16 protein-coding genes are annotated in these 22,498 nt (G+C 72.6%); 8 read left to right on the forward strand and 8 right to left on the reverse strand.

What is annotated here, in order from left to right:
- Both NZH93_RS02885 and NZH93_RS02890 read right to left on the reverse strand, forming a co-directional pair.
- A complete protein-coding gene (locus NZH93_RS02885) occupies window positions 1-1,680 on the reverse strand; it encodes a sensor histidine kinase (RefSeq protein WP_259621288.1) in 1,680 nt (559 codons plus the stop codon).
- Complete coding sequence (locus NZH93_RS02890) at window positions 1,670-2,365, reverse strand: response regulator transcription factor (protein ID WP_259621289.1); 696 nt, start codon at window positions 2,363-2,365, stop codon at window positions 1,670-1,672. The genes NZH93_RS02885 and NZH93_RS02890 overlap by 11 nt, the downstream gene beginning before the upstream one ends.
- A 79-nt stretch (window positions 2,366-2,444) precedes the next feature.
- Between NZH93_RS02890 and NZH93_RS02895 the strand changes: the two genes are divergently transcribed.
- Genes NZH93_RS02895 through NZH93_RS02910 form a run of 4 tightly spaced genes read left to right on the forward strand, consistent with a single transcriptional unit; the run spans window position 2,445 to window position 5,911 of the window.
- On the forward strand, window positions 2,445-3,500 hold the full coding sequence (locus NZH93_RS02895) for a peptidoglycan-binding protein (RefSeq protein WP_259621290.1): 1,056 nt from the start codon (window positions 2,445-2,447) through the stop codon (window positions 3,498-3,500).
- Window positions 3,497-4,177: an ABC transporter ATP-binding protein gene (locus NZH93_RS02900; RefSeq protein ID WP_259621291.1), complete on the forward strand. Its 681-nt coding sequence runs from the start codon at window positions 3,497-3,499 to the stop codon at window positions 4,175-4,177. Before NZH93_RS02895 ends, NZH93_RS02900 begins: the two co-directional genes overlap by 4 nt.
- A complete protein-coding gene (locus NZH93_RS02905; RefSeq protein WP_259621292.1) occupies window positions 4,174-5,358 on the forward strand; it encodes an ABC transporter permease in 1,185 nt (394 codons plus the stop codon). The genes NZH93_RS02900 and NZH93_RS02905 overlap by 4 nt, the downstream gene beginning before the upstream one ends.
- Window positions 5,359-5,368: 10 nt before the next feature.
- Complete coding sequence (locus tag NZH93_RS02910) at window positions 5,369-5,911, forward strand: hypothetical protein (RefSeq protein ID WP_259621293.1); 543 nt, start codon at window positions 5,369-5,371, stop codon at window positions 5,909-5,911.
- A 6-nt stretch (window positions 5,912-5,917) separates the two neighbouring features.
- Here the strand turns inward: NZH93_RS02910 and NZH93_RS02915 are convergent, their stop codons facing one another.
- Complete coding sequence (locus NZH93_RS02915; RefSeq protein WP_259621294.1) at window positions 5,918-9,139, reverse strand: family 78 glycoside hydrolase catalytic domain; 3,222 nt, start codon at window positions 9,137-9,139, stop codon at window positions 5,918-5,920.
- A gap of 337 nt (window positions 9,140-9,476) precedes the next feature.
- Complete coding sequence (locus NZH93_RS02920) at window positions 9,477-12,473, reverse strand: 3-keto-alpha-glucoside-1,2-lyase-like domain-containing protein (RefSeq protein ID WP_259621295.1); 2,997 nt, start codon at window positions 12,471-12,473, stop codon at window positions 9,477-9,479.
- 377 nt (window positions 12,474-12,850) lie between these two features.
- Here NZH93_RS02920 and NZH93_RS02925 point away from each other — a divergent pair, with 377 nt between their 5' ends.
- Window positions 12,851-14,191 (forward strand): acyltransferase family protein, encoded by a 1,341-nt coding sequence (locus tag NZH93_RS02925; RefSeq protein ID WP_259621296.1) that lies wholly within the window; start codon window positions 12,851-12,853, stop codon window positions 14,189-14,191.
- Here NZH93_RS02925 and NZH93_RS02930 read toward each other — a convergent pair.
- Together NZH93_RS02930 and NZH93_RS02935 are read right to left on the reverse strand one after the other, a co-directional pair.
- The gene (locus NZH93_RS02930) at window positions 14,184-14,609 is read right to left on the reverse strand and encodes a hypothetical protein (RefSeq protein ID WP_259621297.1); all 426 of its coding nucleotides are present in this window, start codon (window positions 14,607-14,609) and stop codon (window positions 14,184-14,186) included. The genes NZH93_RS02925 and NZH93_RS02930 overlap by 8 nt on opposite strands.
- 108 nt (window positions 14,610-14,717) lie before the next feature.
- Window positions 14,718-15,992, reverse strand: a complete 1,275-nt coding sequence (locus NZH93_RS02935) for a hypothetical protein (protein WP_259621298.1) — start codon at window positions 15,990-15,992, stop codon at window positions 14,718-14,720.
- A gap of 108 nt (window positions 15,993-16,100) precedes the next feature.
- Between NZH93_RS02935 and NZH93_RS50500 the strand changes: the two genes are divergently transcribed.
- Window positions 16,101-19,535, forward strand: a complete 3,435-nt coding sequence (locus tag NZH93_RS50500; protein WP_259621299.1) for an nSTAND1 domain-containing NTPase — start codon at window positions 16,101-16,103, stop codon at window positions 19,533-19,535.
- Between the two features lie 69 nt (window positions 19,536-19,604).
- Here NZH93_RS50500 and NZH93_RS02945 read toward each other — a convergent pair whose 3' ends face one another.
- Entirely contained in the window at window positions 19,605-19,904 is a 300-nt protein-coding gene (locus NZH93_RS02945; protein ID WP_259621300.1) for a hypothetical protein, read from the reverse strand.
- A 124-nt stretch (window positions 19,905-20,028) separates the two neighbouring features.
- On the opposite strand from NZH93_RS02945, the gene NZH93_RS02950 reads away from it, so the two are divergent.
- Entirely contained in the window at window positions 20,029-20,619 is a 591-nt protein-coding gene (locus NZH93_RS02950) for a hypothetical protein (RefSeq protein WP_259621301.1), read from the forward strand.
- Here NZH93_RS02950 and NZH93_RS02955 read toward each other — a convergent pair.
- Window positions 20,616-21,722, reverse strand: a complete 1,107-nt coding sequence (locus NZH93_RS02955) for a glycosyltransferase (RefSeq protein ID WP_259621302.1) — start codon at window positions 21,720-21,722, stop codon at window positions 20,616-20,618. The two genes, NZH93_RS02950 and NZH93_RS02955, sit on opposite strands and share 4 nt — an antisense overlap.
- 139 nt (window positions 21,723-21,861) lie before the next feature.
- Between NZH93_RS02955 and NZH93_RS02960 the strand changes: the two genes are divergently transcribed.
- Window positions 21,862-22,491: a TetR/AcrR family transcriptional regulator gene (locus NZH93_RS02960; protein ID WP_259621303.1), complete on the forward strand. Its 630-nt coding sequence runs from the start codon at window positions 21,862-21,864 to the stop codon at window positions 22,489-22,491.
- The last annotated feature ends 7 nt before the right edge of the window (window positions 22,492-22,498 follow it).

The following is a 22,498-nucleotide window of genomic DNA, read 5'->3' on the forward strand; positions in this document are numbered from 1 at the left end:
TCACGTCGGGAAGCGCAGGGTGAACGTGGTTCCCTTGCCCAGGGTGCTCGCCACCGCCACCGACCCGCCGTGCGCCTCGACGAACTTGCGGACGATCGAGAGGCCCAGCCCGCTCCCCCCGGTGGCGCGGGCGCGGGACCTGTCCGCGCGCCAGAACCGGTCGAACACGTGCGGCACGTCGTCGGCCGCGATCCCGCCGCCGGTGTCCGCCACGGTGATCAGCACGTCCGAGCCGTCGCGGGTGGCCGCCAGCGCGACGGACCCTCCCGCGGGCACGTACCGCAGGGCGTTCGTCACGAGGTTGTCGAGGATCTGCCGCAGCCGCACCGGGTCCGCCACCACGACCAGTTCCGCAGCAGCGGCGGACAGCACGACACCGGCCTGCGCCGCCTGCGGTCCGTGTGCGGCGCGGACCTGCTCGAACGCCTCGGCCACCGGCACCTCCTCGACCACCAGGCGCAGCTCGCCCGCGTCCGCGACGGCGAGGTCTTGCAGGTCGTCCACGACGTGTTGCAGCACCAGCGCTTCCTTGAGCAGCAACGCGGTCAGCTCCGGGCCGCCGTCGCTGACGCCGTCCTCGGCGGCCTCCAGCCAGCCGCGGATGTTGCTCAACGGGGTGCGCAGCTCGTGCGCGACGTCGCCGACCACCGCCCTGCGCGCCTGTTCCAGCCGCGCCCGGTTGGCCGCCATGGTGTTGAACGCCCTGGCCAGGTCCGCGACCTCGTCGTGGCCGCTGACCCGCACCGGCGGGGCGACGCCGCCGTCGGACATGTGCCGCGCCGCTGCCGTCAACGCGCGCAGCGGACGGGTGATGCGCGCGCCCACCAGCGCGGTCACGCCCGCCGCGACGAGCAGCACAGCGCCCGCCGCGCCCGCGACCTGCCACCCGTTGCCGGACAGGGAGATCGCGGCCGTGGAGGGGGACGAGAGGTACAGCAGCGCGGGCGGCGCGACGTACGGCGCGAGCTGCTCCTTGCGCGAGGCGGCCACGCACCCGGCCACGGCGGGCTCGTCGGGGACGCCCGAACCCGTGCTCTGCTTGCGGGCGGGGGTGAAGTCCGGGTCCAGCTCGACCTCGGGCAGCCCCTTGCGCGCCAGGCAGCCGTTGGCGATGTCCTCCAGGTCCAGCAGGGCGGCGAAGTCGGCGGCCGTGTCGAACGACAGCCGCGACTCCTGGCAGTCCTTCGCGTCCCGGCCCTTCCTGGTGTCCCGCAGGCAACCGAGCGAGCCCGTGCGGTCCTCCCGCTCGCGGAACTGGATCGGCGTGCGGAACGGCCCGAGCACCCGCTCGTCGACGCGGTCGGCCGGCGCGTCCGGCACGAGCACCGGGTCCACGGCCAGCGCGTCCACCACCGCCGCGGCCGTGGACGGCAGCGGACCGCGGTCACCGCCCACGTCGGCCAGCGTGCCGCCGTCCTTGGCCACCAGCGTGATCCGGCGGTGCGGGTTCGCCTCGACGAGCGAGGCCAGCACCCCGCCCGCGTCCGACCAGTCGCGGTGCCGGGTCGCGTGCTCCAGCAGCGTCGCGTAGATCCGGTTGTCCGCGGCCAGTTCGCGGCCCTGCTCGCGTTCGATGGACGCGCGGGTCAACTGCGTCGCCAGCCACGCCGTCGCCGCGATCGAGCACAGCGCGACCAGCACCGCGACCGCCAGCACCCTGGCGAAGACGCTACGGCGCACCGGCGCGACCCGCCGTCAGCTTGTACCCGATGCCGTACACGGTGAGCAGGTGCACGGGTTCGCGCGGGTCGACCTCGATCTTGCGGCGCAGGTTCTTCACGTGCGTGTCGATCGTGCGGTTGGTGAGGTAGCGGTCGAAACCGTGCATGCGCCGCAACAACTGCTCGCGGCTGAACAGCCGGTCCACTTCGGACACCAGGATCTCCAGCAGGCCGAACTCCCCCGGTGTGAACTCCACCCGCTCGCCGCGCACCCGCACCTCGTGCCGGACCGGGTCCACCTCGATCGGGCCCGCCCGCAGCACCGGCTCCGGCTTCTCGCCCCGCTGCCGCCGCAGCAGCGTCCGCACGCGCGCCACCAGCTCGCGCGGGCTGAACGGCTTGGTCAGGTAGTCGTCCGCGCCCAGCCCGAGCCCGAGCAGCAGGTCGTCCTCCGTTGACCTGGCCGTCAGCATCATCACCAGCACGTCGGACTCCGCCCGCAGCGCGCGGCACACGTCGAGCCCGCCAAGGCCGGGGAGCATCAGGTCCAGCACCACCAGCGCCGGGTGCCGCGTGCGGGCCACGTCGAGCGCCTCGCGCCCGTCATGCACGACGACGACCCGGTGGTGGTCCTGCTCCAGGTAGCGCCGCACCAGCTCGGCCTGGTTCTCGTCGTCTTCCGCGACCAGGATCAGGGGGTTCACCCGACGGATCATAAGTTCGCCCTCACCACGATCACCGGTTCCCCACAGGTCCCTCACAATCGCCGTCGACCATCTCGGCATGCGCACCACCCTCCGTCGAACGGCCGTCGCCACGGCCGGGGCGCTCGTCGTGATCGCCGCGATCGGCGTGGCCGTGCCGCTCCTCCGGAGCCGCCCGCCCGCCGCCGACCCGCCCGCGCCCGCCGTCAAGACGACGACCGTGCGGAAGGCGGACCTCGCCAACACCAGGTCGCTGGCCGCGGAGCTCGGGTTCGGCGCGCCGCGCCCGGTGAAGGGAACCGGCACCGGCACGGTGACGAAGCTGCCCGCCGTGGGCGACGTCGCGGAACGCGGCGAGGTGCTGTTCCGGGTGGACGACCAGCCGGTGACGGTCTTCTTCGGCGCCACGCCGTTCTTCCGCAGGCTGGAGGCGCCCGGTACGAAGGGCTCCGACGTCGCCGTGCTGATGGACAACCTCGCCGCGCTGGGCCACCAGGTCGGCCTCCGGCCGGACGACGACACGAAGGCCGAGTTCACGCCCAAGGTCGTCGCCGCGCTCAAGAGGTGGCAGCAGGCCGTCGGCGTCGAGCAGACCGGCGCGCTCGACCCCGGCCGCGTGCTGGTGCTCGACGGTCCCGCGCGGGTCGCGTCGGTCAAGGCGCAGCTCGGCGCCACCCCCACCGAGGAGCTGTTCGAGGTCACGCCCACGACCCGGCTCGTCACAGCACGGGTCCCGGCGCCGGACGCGGGTGGCGTGACGGCCGCCGCGCCGGTGCTGGTCGTGCTCCCCGACGGGAGGGAGACCCCTGGGAAGATCGCCTCCACGGCCCCGCTCGCGCCCCCGCCGGACGGCGGCCAGGACCCGAGGGTCGAGGTCGTCGTGACCCTCGACCGGCCGGACGACGTCACCGGCCTGGCGACGGCGCCGGTCCAGGTGAAGATCACGACCGAGAGCCGCACGGGGGTGCTGACCGTGCCGCTGGAGGCGCTGATCGCGCTCAAGGAGGGCGGGTACGCCCTGCAACTGCCCGACGGCGGGCTCAAGGCCGTCAAGACCGGCCTGTACTCGCTGAACAGGGTCGAGGTCAGCGGCGACGGGATCGTCGACGGCCTCCAGGTGGTGACCGCGCAGTGACCCCGGTGCTCTCGGTGCGGGACGTCACCCGGTGCTACCCCGGCGGCGTCACCGCGCTCGACTCGGTGTCCCTGCGGGTCGAGGCGGGCGAACTGCTCGCGATCGTGGGCCCGTCCGGCTCCGGCAAGTCGACCCTGCTGCACCTGGTCGGCACGCTCGACCAGCCGACGCGCGGAGTCGTGGAGATCGACGGCCACGACGTCTCGCGGCTCCCCGACCGGCAGCTCTCCGCGCTGCGGGGCCGCAAGCTGGGGTTCGTGTTCCAGCGGTTCCACCTCGCCGACGGCCTCACCGCGACCGAGAACGTCGCCACGGGCCTGCTCTACGCGGGCGTGCCGCGCCGGGCCCGCCGCGCGCCCGCCCTCGAGGCCCTCGCCCGCGTCGGTCTGGAGCACCGCGCCGACCACCTCCCCCACCAGCTCTCCGGCGGCGAGCGGCAGCGGGTCGCGATAGCCCGCGCCGTCGTGAACCGGCCCGCGCTGGTGCTGGCCGACGAACCCACCGGCGCGCTGGACACCGCCAACGGCCACGCGGTGCTGGACCTGCTGACCGAGCTGAACCGGCAGGGCACGACCATCGCGGTGATCACCCACGACCGCGAGATCGCCCGCCGCCTGCCGCGCCGCGTCGAGCTGCGCGACGGGCGGATCGTCGCCGACACCGGGAGCACGCCGTGAAGCCGCCCCGCCTGTCGCCGCTCGACCTGCTCCACCTCGGCGCGCTCGGCCTGAGCACCCGCAAGCCGCGCGCGGCGCTTTCCGCGCTGGGCATCGCGCTCGGGATCGCCACCATGGTCGTGGTCACCGGCATCCCGGCGTCCAGCCAGCGGGCGCTGCTCGACGAGCTGACGGCGTTGGGCACGAACACGCTGCGCGCCCAGCCGTCCCCCCGCCAGGAGGACCCGGTCCTGCTGCCCGAGGGGGCGGCGGCGATGGCGGCGCGGATCGGCCCGGTGACGGCGTCCGCCGCGGTGGCCAACACCCACGCGCGCGTCCGGCGCTCCGATCGGCTCGACCCCGCGCACAGCTCCGACATCGCGGTCCTGGCCAGCAGCCCCGGCCTCCTGGAGACCGTCAACGGCCGGGTGCGGAGCGGCCGGTTCCTCACCGACGGGGCGTTCCCCACCGTCGTGCTCGGCCACGTGGCCGCGAGCAGGCTCGGCATCAGCCACGTCCGCGACGACGCGACCCCGGCGGTGTACGTCGGCGACCGGTGGTTCACCGTGATCGGCGTGCTCGACCCGATGCCGCTGGCTCCCGACATCGAGCGGTCCGTGCTCGTCGGCTGGCAGGCGGCCCGCGACGAGCTGGGGTTCGACGGCCACCCGACCGTCGTCTACGTGAAGGCGCTGGAGGAGTCCATCGAGGACGTCCGGGCCGTGCTGCCCGCGACCCTGCACCCCGAGGTCCCCGGCCTGGTCCAGGTGAGCCGCCCGTCCGACGCGCTGGCCGCCAAGCGCGCCACCCAGAACTCCTACTCGGCGCTGTTCCTCGGCCTCGCGGGGGTGGCGCTGCTGGTCGGCGGCGTGGGCGTGGCGAACACGATGGTCATCTCCGTGCTCGAACGCCGCCGCGAGATCGGCCTCCGCCGCGCGCTGGGCGCCACCCGCGGCCACATCCGCGGCCAGTTCCTCACCGAGGCCGTCCTGCTGTCCGTGCTCGGCGGCGCGGCGGGCACGGTCCTCGGCGTGCTCGGCGTCGCGGGTTACGCCGCGGTGCACGACTGGCCGGTCGTCATCCCCTCGCCCACCCTGGCCGGAGGCCTGCTCGCCGCGCTCGTCGTCGGTGCCCTCGCAGGCCTCTACCCGTCCATCCGCGCCGCGCGGCTCACCCCGACCCAGGCACTTTCCGCACCGTGAAAGGACATCCATGAAGACGCTCGTCCCGCTGCTGGCACTCGCGGCGCTCACGGCCTGCTCCGCGCAGGGCCCGAAGGCGCCGGAGGTCGCGTCCCTGTCGACCCCGGCGAGCACCGCGGCGTCGGCCTCCGCGCCCACGGAGGAACGGCCGCGGGAACGGCTCGACATGACCCCCGAGGACTACGAGGCCTTGGTGGCACCGTGGAAGCGGTGCATGGCCGAGCTGGGCATGGACCCGAAGGGGCGCGCACAACCCGGCAGCGGACGCCCCGAGCCGTCGAAGGAGGAGGTCGACCGGGCGCTCAAGACGTGCGAGTCGAAGGACCCGCTGCCGCCGTGGGAGCGGGACGCCACCAACCCCGAGGCGGTCGACTTCGCCAACCGGGTCGTGCAGTGCCTGCGGGAGAAGGGCGTCCGGTACGTCGAGGTGGTGAACGAACCCGGCGAGGCCATCGTCAGCTACGCGTTCGGCGGCCCCAACAACGACGAGCAGTCGATCTCCCTGGGCATGGAGCACGCCAAGGAGTGCGAGATCCGGTCCGCGGCGCGGTGACGTCCTTCACCGGACGCGGAACGTCCACGTCCCCGCTCCCACCTCGTAGTGGGCCGTCGTGCCGTCGACGCGCACGAGTTCCGCGCCGGTGGTGGCCCGGACCTGGCGACCACCTCGCAGGGGCACCTCGACCACGGCGGTCGAGGTCACCGGGACGGTCACCGTCAGGGTGAACTCGCGATCGGTGCTGCGCCACGTGGAGGAGACCGGACCGCGGACCGTGTCGAGGGACGCCGAGACGTGGTCGAGCCCGGCGGGCACCCGGGGAGCGATGGCCACCGTGCGGTAGCCGGGCGCGGTCGGCCTGATCCCGCCCAGCACGGTGTACAGGGAGGCGTTGACCCCGGCGAACATCGCGTGGTCGTGCGTCTCCATGGACGAGCTGTAGAGCCACTGCTCCCACGAGGTCGTCGCGCCGTGGGCGATCTCGAAGCCGAACCCCGGATAGGTCTCCTGGTGCAGGACGGTCATCGCGACGTCGACCCGGCCGATCCGCGCCAGCGCGTCGACGAGGTGGCGGGTGCCGAAGATGCCCGTGTCGAGGTGGCCGCCGTCCTTGGTCAGGATGGTGTCCACCAGCCGCTCCCCCACCGCGCGGACGTTCTGCGCGGGCACCAGCCCGAAGGCCAGCGGCAGCACGCTGGTGACCTGGCGGCCGCTGCCGTACGTCGTGCCGTCGGCGCTGAGGAAGCGCGCGTTGAAGGCGGTCCTGATGCTCTCGGCGAGGTCGGTGTAGCGGCGGGCGTCGTCCGGGTGGCCGAGCGCGTCGGCGGCCTTGGCGACGTTCGCCGCCTGCTGGAACGACAGGGCGGTGTTGACCAGCGACACCTCGCTGAAGCAGTCGCCTGCGGACGGGCTGCCCATGCCGCCGTTGGACTCCGGGCCGTGGTCGGGCGGGCACCAGTCGCCGAACCCCTGGTTCGCGGGCCAGATCCGGGACGGGACGTCGGCGGCGTTCCGGTCCACGAACGCCTTCATGGCGGGGTACGTCTCGGCCAGGGTCGCGCGGTCGCCGTACTGCTCGAACAGCGTCCAGGCCAGCGTGACCTGCCCGCCCGCCATGTCGGGGTACTGCGCCTTGACCGCGTCGCTGGGCAGCGCGGTGCCGGGCGGGAGGTCCCGCAGGTACTTGGCGTAGAAGGAGTTCAGGTCGAACTCGCGCACGGACGCCTCGTGGTAGGCCTGCACGTCCATGGCGGGCGGGGTCCGCTCGTCGCGGACGGGGGTGTCGGTCGGCAGGCTCATCGAGTTGTTCAGCACGCTCCACCGGTTGTTGCGCCAGATCCGGTCGAGCATCTCGCTGGACGACTCGAAAGTGCCGGTCGACCTCACGTCCGCGTGCACCACCCGCCCGTCGAGGCTCTCCGCGGTCGGCCTGCCGGGGAAGCCGGTGACCTCGACGTAGCGGAAGCCGTGGTAGGTGAACCGGGGCTCGTAGGTCTCGCCCTGCTCGCGGCCTGCCAGGACGTAGGTGTCGGTCGCCGCGGCGTTCCGGTTCGTGGTGACGTCGAGCGTCCCGTCCCGGCCCAGCTCCTCGGCGGTGCGCATCCTGACCGCGGTTCCCGCCGGTCCCTTGACGCGCAGGCGGGCCCAGCCCGCGATGTTCTGGCCGAGGTCGTAGACGAACACCCCCGGCCGGGGTTCGGTGAGCGCCACCGGGCGCAGCGTGTCCACCACGCGCATCGCGGGCATCGTGTTGGGCGCCAGGTCGTTGCTCGGTGCGGACGCCGTCCGCACCGGCAGCCACCGGGAGTCGTCGAAGCCCGGCGCGTCCCAGCCCGGTTGGTCCTGCCGGGCGTCGTGGGTCTCGCCTGCGTAGATGTCGTTGGCGAGCACCGCCCCGCTCGACCACTTCCAGGTCCCGTCGGTCGTGACGCTCCGACGGCTGCCGTCGGTGAAGGTGACCTCGATCAGCGCGATGGCCTGCTTCGGGCCGAGCCAGCGGAAGCCGTACGGGTTGTACCGGGCGCCGTAGCCGTTGCCGAGCCAGACGCCGACGGCGTTCGGTCCACTTCGGACGGCGGAGGTGATGTCGTAGGTCTCGTAGAGGTTGCGCCGGTCGTACGGCGTGCTGGCGGGCGTCAGCACGCGGTCGCCGACCTTGCCGCCGTTGAGGCGCAGCTCGTGGAAGCCGAGGCCGTAGACGTGCGCGCGGGCACTGGCGACCGGCTTGTCGAGGGTGAAGTCCTTGCGCAGCATCGGGGCGGCGGGGTCGCGCTGCACCAGTGTCGGGTCGCCGGTGGGTTCGAGCTGCCCGTCGACGACGGTGGTCTGCGGGAACAGCGGGTCGGGGTCGGTCGAGAAGTCGTCGGAGAACAGCGGCGCGCCCGCGAGGTCGTGCACCGCGAGGTTGTCGTAGCGGGCCCGTTCCGGCACGCCGCCGCTGGTCGAGGAGCGGAAGCCCAGCGTCCCCCGCGCGTGCGCCGCGTCCTGGCGCACGTCGACCTGGACGCCGTCGACCCAGGTGGTGATGGTCGTCCCCGCGGCCCGGACCCTCAGGTGGTGCCGGGCGTACAGGGTGTCGGGGGTGACGACCGGGGCGAGGTCGACCTCACCGAGGGTGGTGAAGCGGCCGTCCACCTGGACGTGGGGCCGCAGCATCACCTTGCCGGGGGTGGTGGTCGCGTTGACCTGCCAGAGGTAGTAGTTGGAGGCGTCCTCCGCGCGGAACACCACGCTCGCCGCCGCGGCCCGCACGGTGAAGTCGACGTCCAGGGTGAAGTCCGCCCACGTCTTGTCGTCGGCCGTGTCGGGGGTGATCCAGCCCGCGCCCTGCCAGTCCCCGCGCAGCCCCGTCTCCCACCGGGCCACGTCTCCGAGCGCCGACCGCCGTCCCTTCGAGTCCCAGACCTGCACGGTCCAGAAGTACCGCCCGCCTGCCCGCGGTTCGGGGCCGCCGTACGGAACCGACACCACCCCGTCCCCCTCGACCCGCCCGGTGTCCCACACGTCGGGCCGACCGCGCCGCAGGAGGTCGGGGCTGCTCGCGACGAGCACCCGGTACGCCGTCTGCCGCTCGCCGTTGTCCCGCGACGTCACCTGCCAGGACAGGGCGGGGGTGGTGGTGTCGACGTTGATCGGGTCGACCGCCCGGTCGACGCGCAGCGCGCCGACCGCCAGGTGCGCCGCGCCTGCGCTCGTCCCGACCGCCGGGCTCACCGGGAGCAGCACCACCGCGCCCACCACGACGACCATCCGGAACCACGAGCCCCGCAAGCGGCCAGCCACCCCAGCCCCCAACCCCGTGGACACACCCCTGAGGCCGGTCCGCGCTCGGATTGAAACGATTCATTTCTCGTTTCGAGGCTACAAGCCCGGCAGGGGGTGGGGAACGGCTTTATGGCCGAATGCGCCGAGAGGTGGGTGGAGGGTCGGAGGTGCCCGAAAAGCAGCGGTGCCGCGAGGGCGAGAAGCCCTCGCGGCACCGGGAACTCGGTCGAACTCCGCCGGGTCGCCCCGGCCCGCGGCACCGGAACCACGACTCCGGACACCGCCGCGGCGCACAGCCGTTCCGCGGGTGGCCGTGCCGGCTGATCGAGTCCTCAGCCGGCAGGCACCCGTCCCGCTAGGCGATCGGTTCGATCCAGATGTTGCGGAACCTCGGGTTCTCACCGGGGTCGCCGTGGTCCTGCAACCTGATGGCCCCCGGCGACGCGTCCTCGGCGATGTTGTCGCCCGTGCCGCCGTTGATCTCGACGTTGTCGTGCACGACCGTGCCGTTCCAGACGACAGTGACGCGGGCGTTGTCGGTCTTGACGCCCGCGCTGTCGTACCGGGCGGCGCGGAAGGTGACGTCGTAGGTCTGCCACGTCAGCGGAGCCGTGGCCATGTTCCGGTCCGGCGCCCTCTTGGAGTAGATCCCGCCCGCCTCGTCGTTCGCGGGAGTGGTGTCCCCGAACGACTCCAGGATCTGGACCTCGTAGCGCTCCTGCAAGAAGATGCCGCTGTTGCCCCTGGCCTGGCCGGTGACCGACGACGGGTAGTTCGGCTCGCTCCACTCGGCGTGCAGGCGGAAGTCGCCGTACTTCTCCTTGGTCCGGATGTCACCGCCGTTGGACTCCACCGAACCACCGGACACCGGCCACGTCGCCGCGCCGCCCGCGCGCTTCTCCCACGCGTTCAGGTCGGTCCCGCCGAACAACTGGACCCGCTGCACCGCCGTGACGGTGATGTTGTCCAGGTTGACGTTGCCCACGTCGCCGGAGTCGAACTTGTACGCGACGGTGTTGTTCCCCGCGTTCAGGTTGAGCGTCTCTGGTTGTGTCGACCACTCGTCCCAGGTCGTCGTGCTGGCCAGCCTCACCTGCCTGACCTTGGTGCCGTTGACGTACACGCTCACCGACTTGGTCCCCGCGGAGGGGTTGGGGCCGTTCGAGTAGCGCAGCGACACGTTGTGCGCGCCCGCGGTCGCCGCGTTCACCGAGAACGTGGTCGTGGCGCCCTGGTTCCAGTAGCCGTAGACGAAGCCGGTCCCGGTGTAGCCGGGGCGGCTGGTGGTGATCTCGGCCCCACCGCTGATGGCGGCGCGTTCCGCCTCGTAGGTCACGGCGGTGGGCACGCCACCGACCTGGGAGTTGAGCGTGTACCAGGCTTCCGTGCTCCACAGGGGCGTTCCGGCCTCGGACGCGAACGGACGCGGCGACCGGACGTGCACGACCCGACCGGCCTGGAGGCCGGGGATCTTGAGCGTGACGGTCTTGCGGTCCGCCGACACGGTCGCGGACTCGACGGACAGGGTCTGCTCGTTGAGCTTCGGGCCGCCGTACGCGACGGTCGGGGCGTACCGCCACTGCTGGACCTGGTACTTGCCCGCCAGGTCCTGGACGGTCGCGGCCGACAGCGGCTGCGTGTACTCGAACTGGAACCCGCCCGGCACCGCGCGCATCGCCAGGATGTCGAACGCGGACACGCCGTTCGGGGTCAGCTTCTGCAAGCCGTAGGCGAGCTTGCCCGGCTGGCCCCAGTTGCCGCCGCCGTCGATGCCGCCGGTGTAGATCGCGCCGTCCGGGCCGACGCTGATGCGGCTCACGCCGGACTCCAGGCCCTGGGTCATGCGGAAGACCGCGCCCTGGTACTCGCCGTTGACCTTCTCCAGGAACACCCGTTGCAGACCGCCGTAGGTCACGTCGCCGTAGACCATCTGGCCCGCGAACACGCCCTGGGTCAACTGGACCGGGTTGCTCGGCGAGTTGGCGATCTCGTTGTGCGGCAACCACACCACCGGCGCGGTGACCGGCTGCGAGTCGTACGGGCCCGCCGGGTTCATGTAGTGGTTGAAGAACCGGTTCTGCTTGACGCGCACCAGCTTCGACGCGGGCAGCCAGCCGCCCTGGTTGTCGGTGACGAACGCGTCGCCCTCGGGACCCCAGCCGATGCCGTGCGGGGTCCGCAGACCACCGGCCACGTAGGACACCGCGCCCGTGTTCTTGTCGATCTTGAGCGTGGTGCCCCGGTTCGGCGCGGGCTGCGGGTCGGTCGTCGCGCCGCCCTCGTTGATCGACACCGACAGGTTCAGGTAGAAGAAGCCGTCCTTGTACAGCAGCCCGAACGCGAACTCGTGGAAGTTCCCGCCGAACGGCCAGGTCGCGACCGTGCGGTAGTTGTCGGTCACGCCGTCGCCGTTGGTGTCGTTCAGCTCCACGAGCCGGTTCTTCTCCGACACGTACAGCTTGCCGTCGACATACTTGATGCCCATCGGCTCCTTCAGGTCGCTGGCGATGCGCTGCGTCCGCACGCGGGAGGGGTCCGTGCCCCCGGTCGCGTTGCTGATCAGGTGCACCTCGCCGAGCGTCTTGGTCGAACCGCCCCAGGTCGCGATGGCCAGCCTGCCGTCGGGCAGCCAGTCCATCCCGGTCACCTGCGGCTGGAAACCGCTGGGCCGCAGGTTGGTCAGTGTGAAGCCGGGGTACACGCTGTCGAGCGGGAGGCCGTCACCGGGCGTGTCGGTGCCACCGACGCACTCCTTGCGGCCGGGCGCGGTCACCCGGACGACACCGGAATCGGTGCTGAGCACCGAGTTCGGCACCAGGACGAAGCTCGACGAGCCGGGCGGCTGCCAGTCCAGGGTGATCTGCTGGCCGCCGACGTTCTCGAACTGCTCGATCCGCAGCGCGTGGTAGCCCGTCGACAGGTTGACCGACCCCGTCACGGCCGTGGGGCCGTGCAGGCCGTCGTTGTCGATCACGCGGTTGCCGTCGATCGACAGGCGCGAGCCGTCGTCGCTCGTCAGCCGGAACTGGTAGGTGCCCGCCGTGGTGATGTTGATGTTGCCGGTCACCTCGGACACGAAGTAGTCGTTGACGACGAACTCGGCCGTGGTGGACCAGTTGATCGTCGACATCAGCTTGTCGACGTTGGGCGTCTGGCCCGTTTTCAGCGTGCACAACCGGTTCATGCTGGTCTGCACGTCGAACACCCGCAGCGTCACGCCGGGTTCCTGCGGTGGGACGGCGGCACGGGCGGGTGGGACGACCACCAGGCCCAGGAAAGCCACCAGCAGGACTATCAACAGGGAGAACGGCCGCGTGAACGCGCGACCGCGTATGGCGACATACGGAAGCATCGTCGCTCCTCTAGGGATGGCAGGGACATCGCCGAAGTCAAAAGTTACGAACACTTTCGTTCGAGGTCAACGAAAGTCGGCTGGTTTAGACAAAAAGTTGAGACGAACGGCGCAGCGAAGGCCATTTATTTCGGGAACCTACCGAACTAATGGCGGGTGAATACCGCTTTGCCTGAGTCGGATGCACCAACCGGGAATGGTCCGGTCGCGCGGAATCGCGAACGCGGCCAGGATAGTCGCGTCGGCGTGGAATGCGTTTCCCGGTTCGGCGCGTTTCGCCTGCACAGCAGCACTCCTGTCCTCCTCGCGCCGCCGAGCCCGCACGGTGGACGACCGCCGCCGTACAACCTCGGCGGGGTGCGGCTCGTGACGGAGGTATGGAACCCGGACCTCCCCGAGCGCCGGAGCGGTCGACCACCGAGCCGCTCACCTCCGTCGTGCCCGCCGATCCGTCGAGGCTCGGCTGGCTGGACGCGCTGCGCGGCATCGCGGCGCTCGTCGTGGTGTTCGACCACTCGTCGTACTCGTACCTGCCGGAGTTCCGGCGGGAACTGGTGCACGAGGTCAGCACCAGCAGGTACGGCATCATGGTGTTCTTCCTCGTGAGCGGGTACATCATCCCCGCCTCCCTGGAGCGCAGGGGGAGCGTCCGGGCGTTCTGGATCGGCCGGGTGTTCCGCATCTACCCGCTGTGGGCGGTGGTCGTCACCGCGCTCCTGGTCGCCGGGCTGCTGGGGCTCGCGAAGATCCGCACCGGGCAGAACGCCGCCACCACGGCCCTCGCCCACGTCACGCTGCTCCAGGAGTTGTTGGGAACGCCCAACCTCCTGATGGTCCTGTGGACGCTCTCCTACGAGATGGCGTTCTACCTGCTGGTCGTCGGGCTCTTCACGGTCCGGCTGCACCGGCGGTCGGCCGCGGTCGCCGTCGTCCTGGCCGTGGTCGCCGCCGCGAGCGCGGGGATCCTGCTGCCCGCCTCCGCGCTCTCCGGCGTCGTCGGCACGGGCGCGCTGGTCGCGCTGGTCTCCATCGCCGTCGTGGCCGCGATCTGCTGCTCCTGCGCCGGATCGCCCGCGCTGCGCGTCGTCGGGGGCGTCCTGGGCGGCGTGCTGGCGCTCGCCCTGGTCGCCACCAACGGCACCGTCACCGTGTGGGAGGGCGTGGTGATCCTCGCCGTGATGTTCCTCGGCACGGCGGTGTACCGGGCCGACAGCGGTCAGACCCCTTGGTGGCACGCGACCTGCGCGACCGCCGTCGTGGTCGCCTGCGCCGTCGGCAGCGCCTGGTGGTCGGGCGACGACGCCCGGTTCACCCGGCAGAGCTGGATCGCGGCGTTCCTGCTGGCGCTGGCCACCTTCGGCGTCGGACTGGCGACGCGCCGCCTGCGGACGCCGCGCCTGCTGCTGGGACTGGGCGCGATCAGCTACTCGGTCTACCTGGTGCACCCGGTGCTGCTGGCGGTGAGCGACGGCACGGTCGGCCGCGGACCGCGGGACGACGTGGTGGTCGAGGTGGCGTTCTACGTCGTGCTGCTACCGCTGTGCGTGCTGACCTACCGCTACGTCGAACGGCCCGGCCGGGCGTGGGGACGGCACCTGGCCCACCGCGGTCCCGCCGTACGCCAGGGTCCCGGCCCGCCGGTGGTGCGAACGGCGGACCGGGACGGTCAGCGGTGCGCGCTCGTCAAGGACCGAGCGGCGGAGGAGCCGGTCACATGAACTGGAGCCAGCCCGCGTAGACCGGCTCGGCGCCGGTGCTGCGGTTCCAGACACCCGCGCGACCGTAGAGGACGCTGCCCTCGTAGTAGTTCTTGTTGCACGAGGCCCACGTGCCCGCGGTGTGGCTGTTCACGCACCGGCCGCTGCGGTAGAGGGAACCGCCGCGGTAGTTCTCCCAGTCCACGATGGCGGACTTGCCGTCGGAGTCGTTGTCGAGCACCCACCAGCGGTCGCCGCTCACCTCGAAGCAGACCTGGACCCCCACCCTGAGCACGTCGCACCTCAGCAGCTCGCCCGACGGCGGGGTGCCCACGACCGCGTAGTCGGTCTCGTAGTCGACCGCCATCGCCGTGCCGGGCATCGCCAGGCCGATCACGGCCGCGACGGCCATCGACAGGGACAAGATGATCTTGCGCATGTGTACCTCTCCGTTGTGACGACTTCCGCCCCTCCGCGAGGGGCGGGGTCCTGGTGGCTCGGCCGGTGACGGCGAGCGGGTGTAGGCGGCGGGACGACGCCGGTGGGCTCAGTCGATCTCGGTGAGCGGGACGGCGAAGATCGCGCGCTTGTCGATGAACGTGCCGCGGTCGACGGACCAGGCGTGCTCGGTGACGGTCCAGAGCTTCCCGGCGGTGATGCCGGGGCCGTGCTCGTGGTAGAGGTCCTCGCCGCCGACCGCCCAGCTATTGGTGGTGGTCGCCCCGCCGGTCACGGCGGAGTACATCCAACTGTGCTGCCGGTTGGAGCTGCGGCCGAAGTAGTAGCGGTCCTCCCACGTCTGCACGCCCTGCACGTTGCTGCGCGGGCTGGTCACCGCGTCGTGCGCGACCGCCTTGCCGTTCGTCAGCACCGGCAGCCGGGTGCTCGCGTCGACCCGGTACCGGACCACGCGACCGCCGTCCACCGCGGCGTCCGCGCTGCGCTCGTCGCGGTACTCGCCCACGACGAGCGTGTCCGGCGTGGTGCTGCGGTCCAGCGACAACGACGAGAAGCACAACTGCGTCGCGCTGGGCACGCACTTCTCCGCGACGGAGTGCACGTACGACGCCACCTGGGGCAGGACGTACTTGTAGTTGTGGGCGTAGTAGGCGTTGCCGCTCTTGCCGATGACGTCCTGCGCGTCGGAGACCTCCAGGATGCGGTTGACGTCGAACACCCGCAGCCCGCCGACCGTGTCGGTCACGTACAGGTAGTGGCCGAGCCAGGCCAACCCGCCCGCGTGGATCGGCACCGCCTGGTAGTTCGGCGTCGTCGTCCGCGTCGGCTCGACGAGCAGCACGTGCCGGTACCTGCGGTTCGCCACGTCCAGGAACGACACCCGCACGCCCTTGTCCGGGCCCGTGAGGTCGTAGTACCAACTGACCAGCATGACGCGGTTCTCGCCCCACAGGCCGTCGTCGTCCGCGTCGGACGAGCCGGTGATGCCCTGCGGCACCCAGTAGGTGACCTTGCTGTCGCCCTCGTCCCAGCAGAACCGGTCGCTGCTGTGCAGGATCTGCCCGGATCCCAGCGGGAAGTCCGTTCGGGCGTAGTGCTCGGGAAGCGCTTGCTGCTGCGTGGCCGAACAGGTTTCGATCGGCCGGTTGGCGTCTCCGAGCACCGCCGCGACCGACCTGGTGGTGCCGAGCGCCGCCTCCAGCTTCACCGCGTAGGGCTCCAGGCTCCAGTCCGGTGTCAGCGTGAACGCGTCGACCGGCCTGCTGTGCACGAGGTCGTCGGCCTCCTCCGCCCGTACCGGCAACGCCGCGACCAACGCGTACGTGCAGACCAGTAGAACTACCGTGCGCCAACGTTTGCCCATGATCACTCCCGCTCGTCCCGGTGCACACCAGGTCTAGAGCGGACGGGGTTGATCAGCAGCAGCGCTGGCGCTGGTCAATCAAAAGAAGTCAAAGCGGCGAGGAGATCCGTGGGCAGACGAGAACGTTCCATCGACCCCGACAGCGGTCCTGTGCAGCGGTTCGCGTGGGAACTGCGGCGGTTGCGGGAGCAGGCGGGCTCACCGAGCTACCGGTCGCTGGCGCAGCGCGCGCACTACTCCGCCACGGCGCTGAGCGAGGCGGCGGGCGGCGAGCACCTGCCGTCGCTGGCCGTGGCGCTCGCCTACGTCCGGGCGTGCGGCGGCGACGTGGCCGAGTGGGAGGAGCGGTGGCGGCTGTCCGCCACCGGTGAGGGCGACGACTTCCCGCCGTACCCAGGACTCCAGCCGTTCGGGCGGCAGGACACCGAGCGGTTCTTCGGCCGGGAGGACCTCGTCGCCGACCTCGTCGAGCGCGTCCGCAGGCAGCGCGTGGTCGGGGTGTTCGGGCCGTCGGGATCGGGCAAGTCGTCGGTGATCCACGCGGGTCTGCTGCCCGCGCTGGACGACTGGACCGTGCTGACCACCACGCCCGCGACGTGGCGGGGCGGTGAGGCCGACCTCGTTGTCGTGGACCAGTTCGAGGAGCTGTTCACGCACGTCCCGGACGCCGCCGAACGGGAGGCGTTCGTGGCCTCGCTGCTCGGCGGCGAGCACCGGGTGGTGCTGGCCGTGCGCGCGGACTTCCTCGGCCACTGCGCCGCGCTGCCCGCGCTCGTGGAGTCGTTGCGGGACGCGCAGGTGCTGGTCGGGCCGATGACCGACGACGACCTGCGCGCGGCCGTGGAACGACCGGCCGCGCGGGCGGGGCTGAAGGTGCAGCCGGACATGCTCGCCGCCGCCATCGCGGACGTGCGCGGCAGATCGGGCGGTCTGCCGCTGCTCGCGCACGCGCTGCTGGAGACGTGGCGGCGGCGCGAGCGCGGCACGCTCACCCTCGACGGGTACCGGGCCAGCGGCGGGGCGGCGGGGGCCGTCGCCGCGACCGCGGAGAGCACGTACGCCGAACTGTCGCCACGGGGCCAGGTGGTCGCCCGCGCGGTGCTGCTGCGGCTGGTGCAGACCTACGACGACGCCAACGACCTGCGCCGACGCGCGCCGCTGGACGAGGTGCTGGCCGCGGGCAAGCCGACGGACACCGCGCACGTGGTGAACGTGCTGGCGAACGCCCGGCTGGTCGTGGTCGCGGACAACGTCGTGGAACTCGCGCACGAGGCCGTGGTGCGCGCGTGGCCCCGGTTGCGCGAGTGGATCGACGAGGACCGGGAGTCGTTGCGGCTGCACCGCGACTTCACCACGGCCGCGGCGGACTGGCAGTCGACGGACCGTGATCCGGGGCTGCTGTACCGGGGCGCCCGGCTCGCCGCGATGCGCGAGCTGGCGGGCCGGATCGAGTGGGCGGTGTCGTCCAACGAGCTGGAGCGGGAGTTCCTGCGGGCCGCGGTCGACGAGGAGAGCGCCGAGCGGGAGGCGGAGCGCCGCGGCGCGCGCAGACTGCGCGGTCTGGTGAAGGCGTTGGCCGCGCTGGCCGTGGTGTGCCTGGTGGTGGCGTCGATCGCCGTCGTGCAGAGCCGCAGCGCCGTGCGCGAGCGGCTGGTCGCCGAGTCGCGCCAGATCGCCGTGCAGGCGCAGGACCTCAGCGCGTCCTGGCCGGACGCCGCCGCGCTGCTGGCCGTGTCCGCGTACCGCACCTCCCCCACCGCGGAGGCACGGGGCGCGCTGCTCAGCACCGCCGCCTACAAACCCGTGCGGACGGTGCTGAAGGACCACCGGGGGCCGGTGCGCGCGGTCGCGTTCAACCAGGACGGCACGGTGTTCGCCACCGCGGGCGACGACCACGCCGTCCTGCTGCGCGCCACCGCGGCGGCCGACGCCGCGGCCGTGCTGGCCGAGCACGACGGCGCGGTGCGGGCGCTCGCGTTCCAGCCGGGGACCTCGGTGCTCGCGTCGGCGGGCGACGACCGCCGGATCGTGCTGTGGGACACCAGGACGCGCCTGCCGTTGAGGACGGTCACCGTCGAGGCGGGGGTGCGGGCGCTGGTGTTCACCGCGGACGGCCGGACCGCCGCGACCGCGTCGGCCGACGGCGTCGTTTCGCTGTGGCGGACCGAGGACTGGACGCGGACCGGCGACGTGGCCCACGACCTGGGCGAGGTCAACGGCCTCGCGGTCAGCGACGACGGCGCGGTGCTCGCGGTCGCGGGCGCCGGGGGCGTCCTGGTCGTGGACCACGGGGTGCCGCGCGCGTTCGCCGACCACGACGCCGCCGTGCGCACCGTCGCGCTGAGCCACGACGGCCGCACGCTCGCGTCCGGTGGTGACGACTACCAGGTGGTGCTGCGGGTGCTGGCCACCGGCGCGAAGTCCGGCCTGCGCAGGCACGTGGGATCGGTGTGGTCCGTGCAGTTCGACGCCTCGGGCACGAAGGTCGTGTCGACCAGCGACGACGGCAGCATCCGCTGGTGGTCGGTGCCGAACGGCGGGTGGCTCACCGGGCTGATCACCCGCACGCACCCGTTCCACGCGGCGGCGCTCAGCCCCGACGGCTCCCACTTCGCGGCGGGCGGCGACGAGAACGTGAGCCTCTGGCGGGTGCCGCTGCCGCCGTTGACCGGGCACACCAGCCCACCCGACGGCATCGCGCTCTCCCCCGACGGGCAGGTGCTGGCCACCGGCGGCCGGGACCGGATGATCCTGCTGTGGGACCGCGAGGGCAGGCAGGTCGGCCGGATCGACGTCCCCGCGCACGTGACCGCGCTGGCGTTCCGCCCCGACGGCGGACTCGTGGCGACGGACGTGGAGGGCACGCTCGCGCTGTGGCGCGGTGACCGGCTCGTGCGCACCTGGCAGGGGCACCAGGGCGGGATCACCAGCCTGGCGCTGAGCCCGTCCGGCGGGCAGGCGGCCACGGGCGGCACGGACGCCTCCGTCGTGGTGTGGGACCTCGATTCCGCGGAACCCGGCCGCACCCTGCCGACCGGCCACTCCGGCCCGGTCAACGCGGTGGCGTTCGTCGGGTCGGCGCTGGCGTCCGGCGGCGCCGACGGCCGGGTGCTGCGCTGGGACCCGGCCTCCGGGGCCGTCTCGGTCGTGCGCGAGGGCGGTCCGGCGGTGAAGTCGATCGCGGCGGTCCCGCACTCGTCGCTGCTGGCCGTGGGCGACACGGGCGGCGAGGTCGCGCTGTGGGACGAGGGCGGCGAGGAGCGCACGCTCGTCACCGGTCGCGGCGAGGTCGAGTCGATCGCGGTCAGCCCGGACGGCACGACCGTGGCGGCGGCGGCCAACGACAGCCTGATCACCGTGTGGCACGTCGGCGACGGCACGCACGTGGCGACGCTGACCGGCCACACCGGCCCCGTCAACGCCGTCGTCTTCGACCCGGCCAACGACCTCGCGTCCTCCGGCCCCGACCCGCGCGTCATCAGGTGGGACCTCGACCCCGAGGAGGTGATGTCCCGGCTGTGCGCGGCCGGGCCGTGCCGGTAGCGTCCACAGAGGACCGAACGGCGCCGGGGTGTTCGCGGTCACCGAACGCCCCGCGCCGCCCGCCGTCGCTCACAGGCTGTGCAGGACCTCGACGATCTGCCAGTCCACCGTGCCCTGGTCGATCCGGGAGTGGACCGGCGAGCCGCCCATCTCGGTGGTGATCCCGCGCGCGGCCGACTCGGCCTCGCCCCTGGTCCCCCACGCCACGATGTCGACGACGATCCCGTCGTCCCGGACGGTGGTCCTGCGCCACCGGAACCCCGGCTGACGGCGGAGGTAGTCGTCGATGTCGGCGTTGGCCGCGACGAAGTCCGCGCCGGTGTGGTCGCCCGCCGGCGCGAAGGTGGTGATCTCCAGGGCTTCTGACACGGTCCCGTGCTCCTGTCGTCGGTGGTCCGCGGGGCGTTCGGGTTCCAGCATCGCGCTCGGGGCGCCGTCCGGGGAGGACGCGTCGGGGTGGGTGCGGCACACCCACCCGTGCCAGGATCGTCCGATGAGCGGTGACGACGACCGGGCCGGTCGCGGTCGAGACCTGTTCCTGACCGACCTGTGGAGCCTCGTCGTCGACGAGGACGGCCGGGTGGACGGGGTCCCGGCGTGGATCGAGTCCTGGTTCCGCGGCACCCCGCCCGGCACCGCCCCGGACCACCCGACGGCCGCCGCGCTGCACCGGGTCCTGGCCTCGGGCGCCGACGCGGACGACCTCACCGACGTGGTGCGCGCGATGCAGCACGAGGTCGTGCGGAACGTCTGCCTGCTGCTCGACGACCCCGGCCTGCTGGGCATCCGCCACGACGGCCCCGCCTGGGAGCTGACGGCGATCAGCACGGCACCGCCGGACCGCCGTCCGATGGGCGACCTGCACCCCGCGTTCGACGAGCACGACCCCAGCGGCCGGTCGGGCGAACCCCGAGGCCGCCCCGTCCCCGCGCACCTGCCCGGTCACCCGCCGCACGCCAGGACCGCCGTCGCGCAGGCCCGCGCCGGTGACCGACTCGCCGCGCTCAGGACCTGGCGCGAGGCGACGGGGGCCACCCCCGCCGAGGCGAAGGCCGCCCTCGACGCCCTGCTCGACGGTTACTAGCCCGCGGACCGGCCCACCAGGCCCAGGAGGTGCTGGAGCACGGTTTCCGCGGAGTTCATCGACTCCAGTTCCGCCGCCGCGCCGCGAGCCGCCTCGCGGTACTTCGGGTTCTCCGCGATCCGCCGGGCGGCGTCACCCGCTTCCGCCGGGTCGTCGATGACGATGCCCGCGCCCAGGTCGGCCAGCCGGGCGGCGTTCCACGGCTGGTCTGCCACGAAGGGGCGCACGACCATGGGGAGGCCGTAGGCCAGTGCGGCGAGGAGCGTGCCGGTCCCGCCCGCCGTGACGACGAGGTCGACGGTCGGCAGGAGTTCGGCGAGGGGCACGAAGCCGACCGGGTGGACCCGCGGGTCGGCGTCGCCGGAGAGCTGGTCCGCCCGCGCCGTCACGACCACGGTGAAGCCCGCGGCGGCCACCGACGAGGTGAGCGTGGACAGGGCGGCGTCGTCGAGCACCGTGGTCCCGACCGTGACCAGCGCGAGCGGGAGCTCGGACTCGACGCCCTGCCAGGAGGTCCGCTCCGCGCCGTGCTCGTTCACCGAGGGGCGGATGGTGATCCGGTCGCTCGCCGTCGGCACATCCGCCGACCGCAGGACGTCGGGGTACGGGTCGACGAACGCGATCCTCGGCACCGGGGTCAGCGAGCGGGCGCGGTACTCACGGGACAGGCGCTCCCGCATCGCGTCCATCAGCGGTCCGGGCACCGAACCGGAGATCCCGTGCGCGACCCAGGGGACGCCGAGCGCGGCGGCGACCATGGGGGCGACGAAGTCGAACTCCTCGCACACGACGAGGTCGGGACCGAACTCGTCGGCCTGCCGCACGGCGTCGTCGAAGGTCAGGTCGACGCGCACGCCCGCGAACAGCTCCACCGCCGCCGGGCCGGGCTGCGCGGGGTCCGCCCCCGTGCGCCTGGTCGTCTCGCCGAGCAGGTCCTCGATGGACGGTCCGGCGGGGAGCACGCGCGTCGGGGCGACCAGCGGGGCCAGGTCGGGCGAGGTCAGCACCGCCGTCTCGATCCCGGCCGCGCGGGCGGCGTCCGCGATCGGCATCATCGGGAGGAGGTGACCCGCGGAGGGGCTTCCGCTGAACAGCATTCGCATGTGCTTGGACTCCTGGCTGGGGCGCGTCGACCACCTCGACGCGAACGGTGGGCTCCCGCGGACCGCGGTTGATCCACAATATCGCTCTCTGATGATCAGAGCCGACTCTGGCGAACACTGGCCAGATATGATCCACCCCGTGCCACCTCCGCCGAACAACACCGCGCCCGTCGGCAGGCGGGCCGAGTACGCCCAGGCCACGCAGCAGGCGATCCTGGACGCCGCCCACGACCTCTTCGTGCGCAAGGGGTACTTCGGCACCAAGGTGGAGGAGATCGCCAGGACGGCGAGGGTGGCGCCCGCGACGGTCTACGCGGTCGGCGGCGGCAAGAACGGCATCCTGCGCAAGCTGATCGAGTCCGGCACCGAGGCCGAGGACATCGAGGAGATCATCGCCGGGATCCAGGCGATCGACGATCCCCGCGTCCTGGTCCGGTTCCTGGTCCACGCCACCAGGGTCAAGTTCGAGCAGTGGTCGGACCTGATGCGGCAGGTCGCCGCCGCGGCGCCGCGGGAGCCGAGCGTCCGGGAGTGCCAGCGGATAGCCCACGAGAGCATCCGCGGGGGCTTCGGCCACTCCGCCCAGCGCCTGGCGGACCTGGGGGCGCTCCGCGAGGGCGTCGACGTCGCGCGGGCCGTCGACCTGCTCTGGCTGCACCTCTGCAACGCGGCCTACTTCATCCGCACGGACGATCTCGGCTGGTCGCTGGACGAGTCGGAGGCCTGGCTCCACGACGTGGTCCCCCGCGCCCTGCTCGCGGACCCGTGAGTCGACG

Origin of the sequence: Umezawaea endophytica (assembly GCF_025061645.1) — a bacterium.
Lineage (GTDB): Bacteria > Actinomycetota > Actinomycetes > Mycobacteriales > Pseudonocardiaceae > Umezawaea > Umezawaea endophytica.

Excerpts from the sequence above, each read along its gene's own strand:
- NZH93_RS02955 (WP_259621302.1), bottom strand. The coding sequence starts at position 21,722 with ATGCGAATGCTGTTCAGCGGAAGCCCCTCCGCGGGTCACCTCCTCCCG.
- NZH93_RS02935 (WP_259621298.1), bottom strand. The coding sequence starts at position 15,992 with ATGGGCAAACGTTGGCGCACGGTAGTTCTACTGGTCTGCACGTACGCG.
- NZH93_RS02910 (WP_259621293.1), top strand. The coding sequence starts at position 5,369 with ATGAAGACGCTCGTCCCGCTGCTGGCACTCGCGGCGCTCACGGCCTGC.
- NZH93_RS02895 (WP_259621290.1), top strand. The coding sequence starts at position 2,445 with ATGCGCACCACCCTCCGTCGAACGGCCGTCGCCACGGCCGGGGCGCTC.
- NZH93_RS02920 (WP_259621295.1), bottom strand. The coding sequence starts at position 12,473 with ATGCTTCCGTATGTCGCCATACGCGGTCGCGCGTTCACGCGGCCGTTC.
- NZH93_RS02925 (WP_259621296.1), top strand. The coding sequence starts at position 12,851 with ATGGAACCCGGACCTCCCCGAGCGCCGGAGCGGTCGACCACCGAGCCG.
- NZH93_RS02950 (WP_259621301.1), top strand. The coding sequence starts at position 20,029 with ATGAGCGGTGACGACGACCGGGCCGGTCGCGGTCGAGACCTGTTCCTG.
- NZH93_RS02930 (WP_259621297.1), bottom strand. The coding sequence starts at position 14,609 with ATGCGCAAGATCATCTTGTCCCTGTCGATGGCCGTCGCGGCCGTGATC.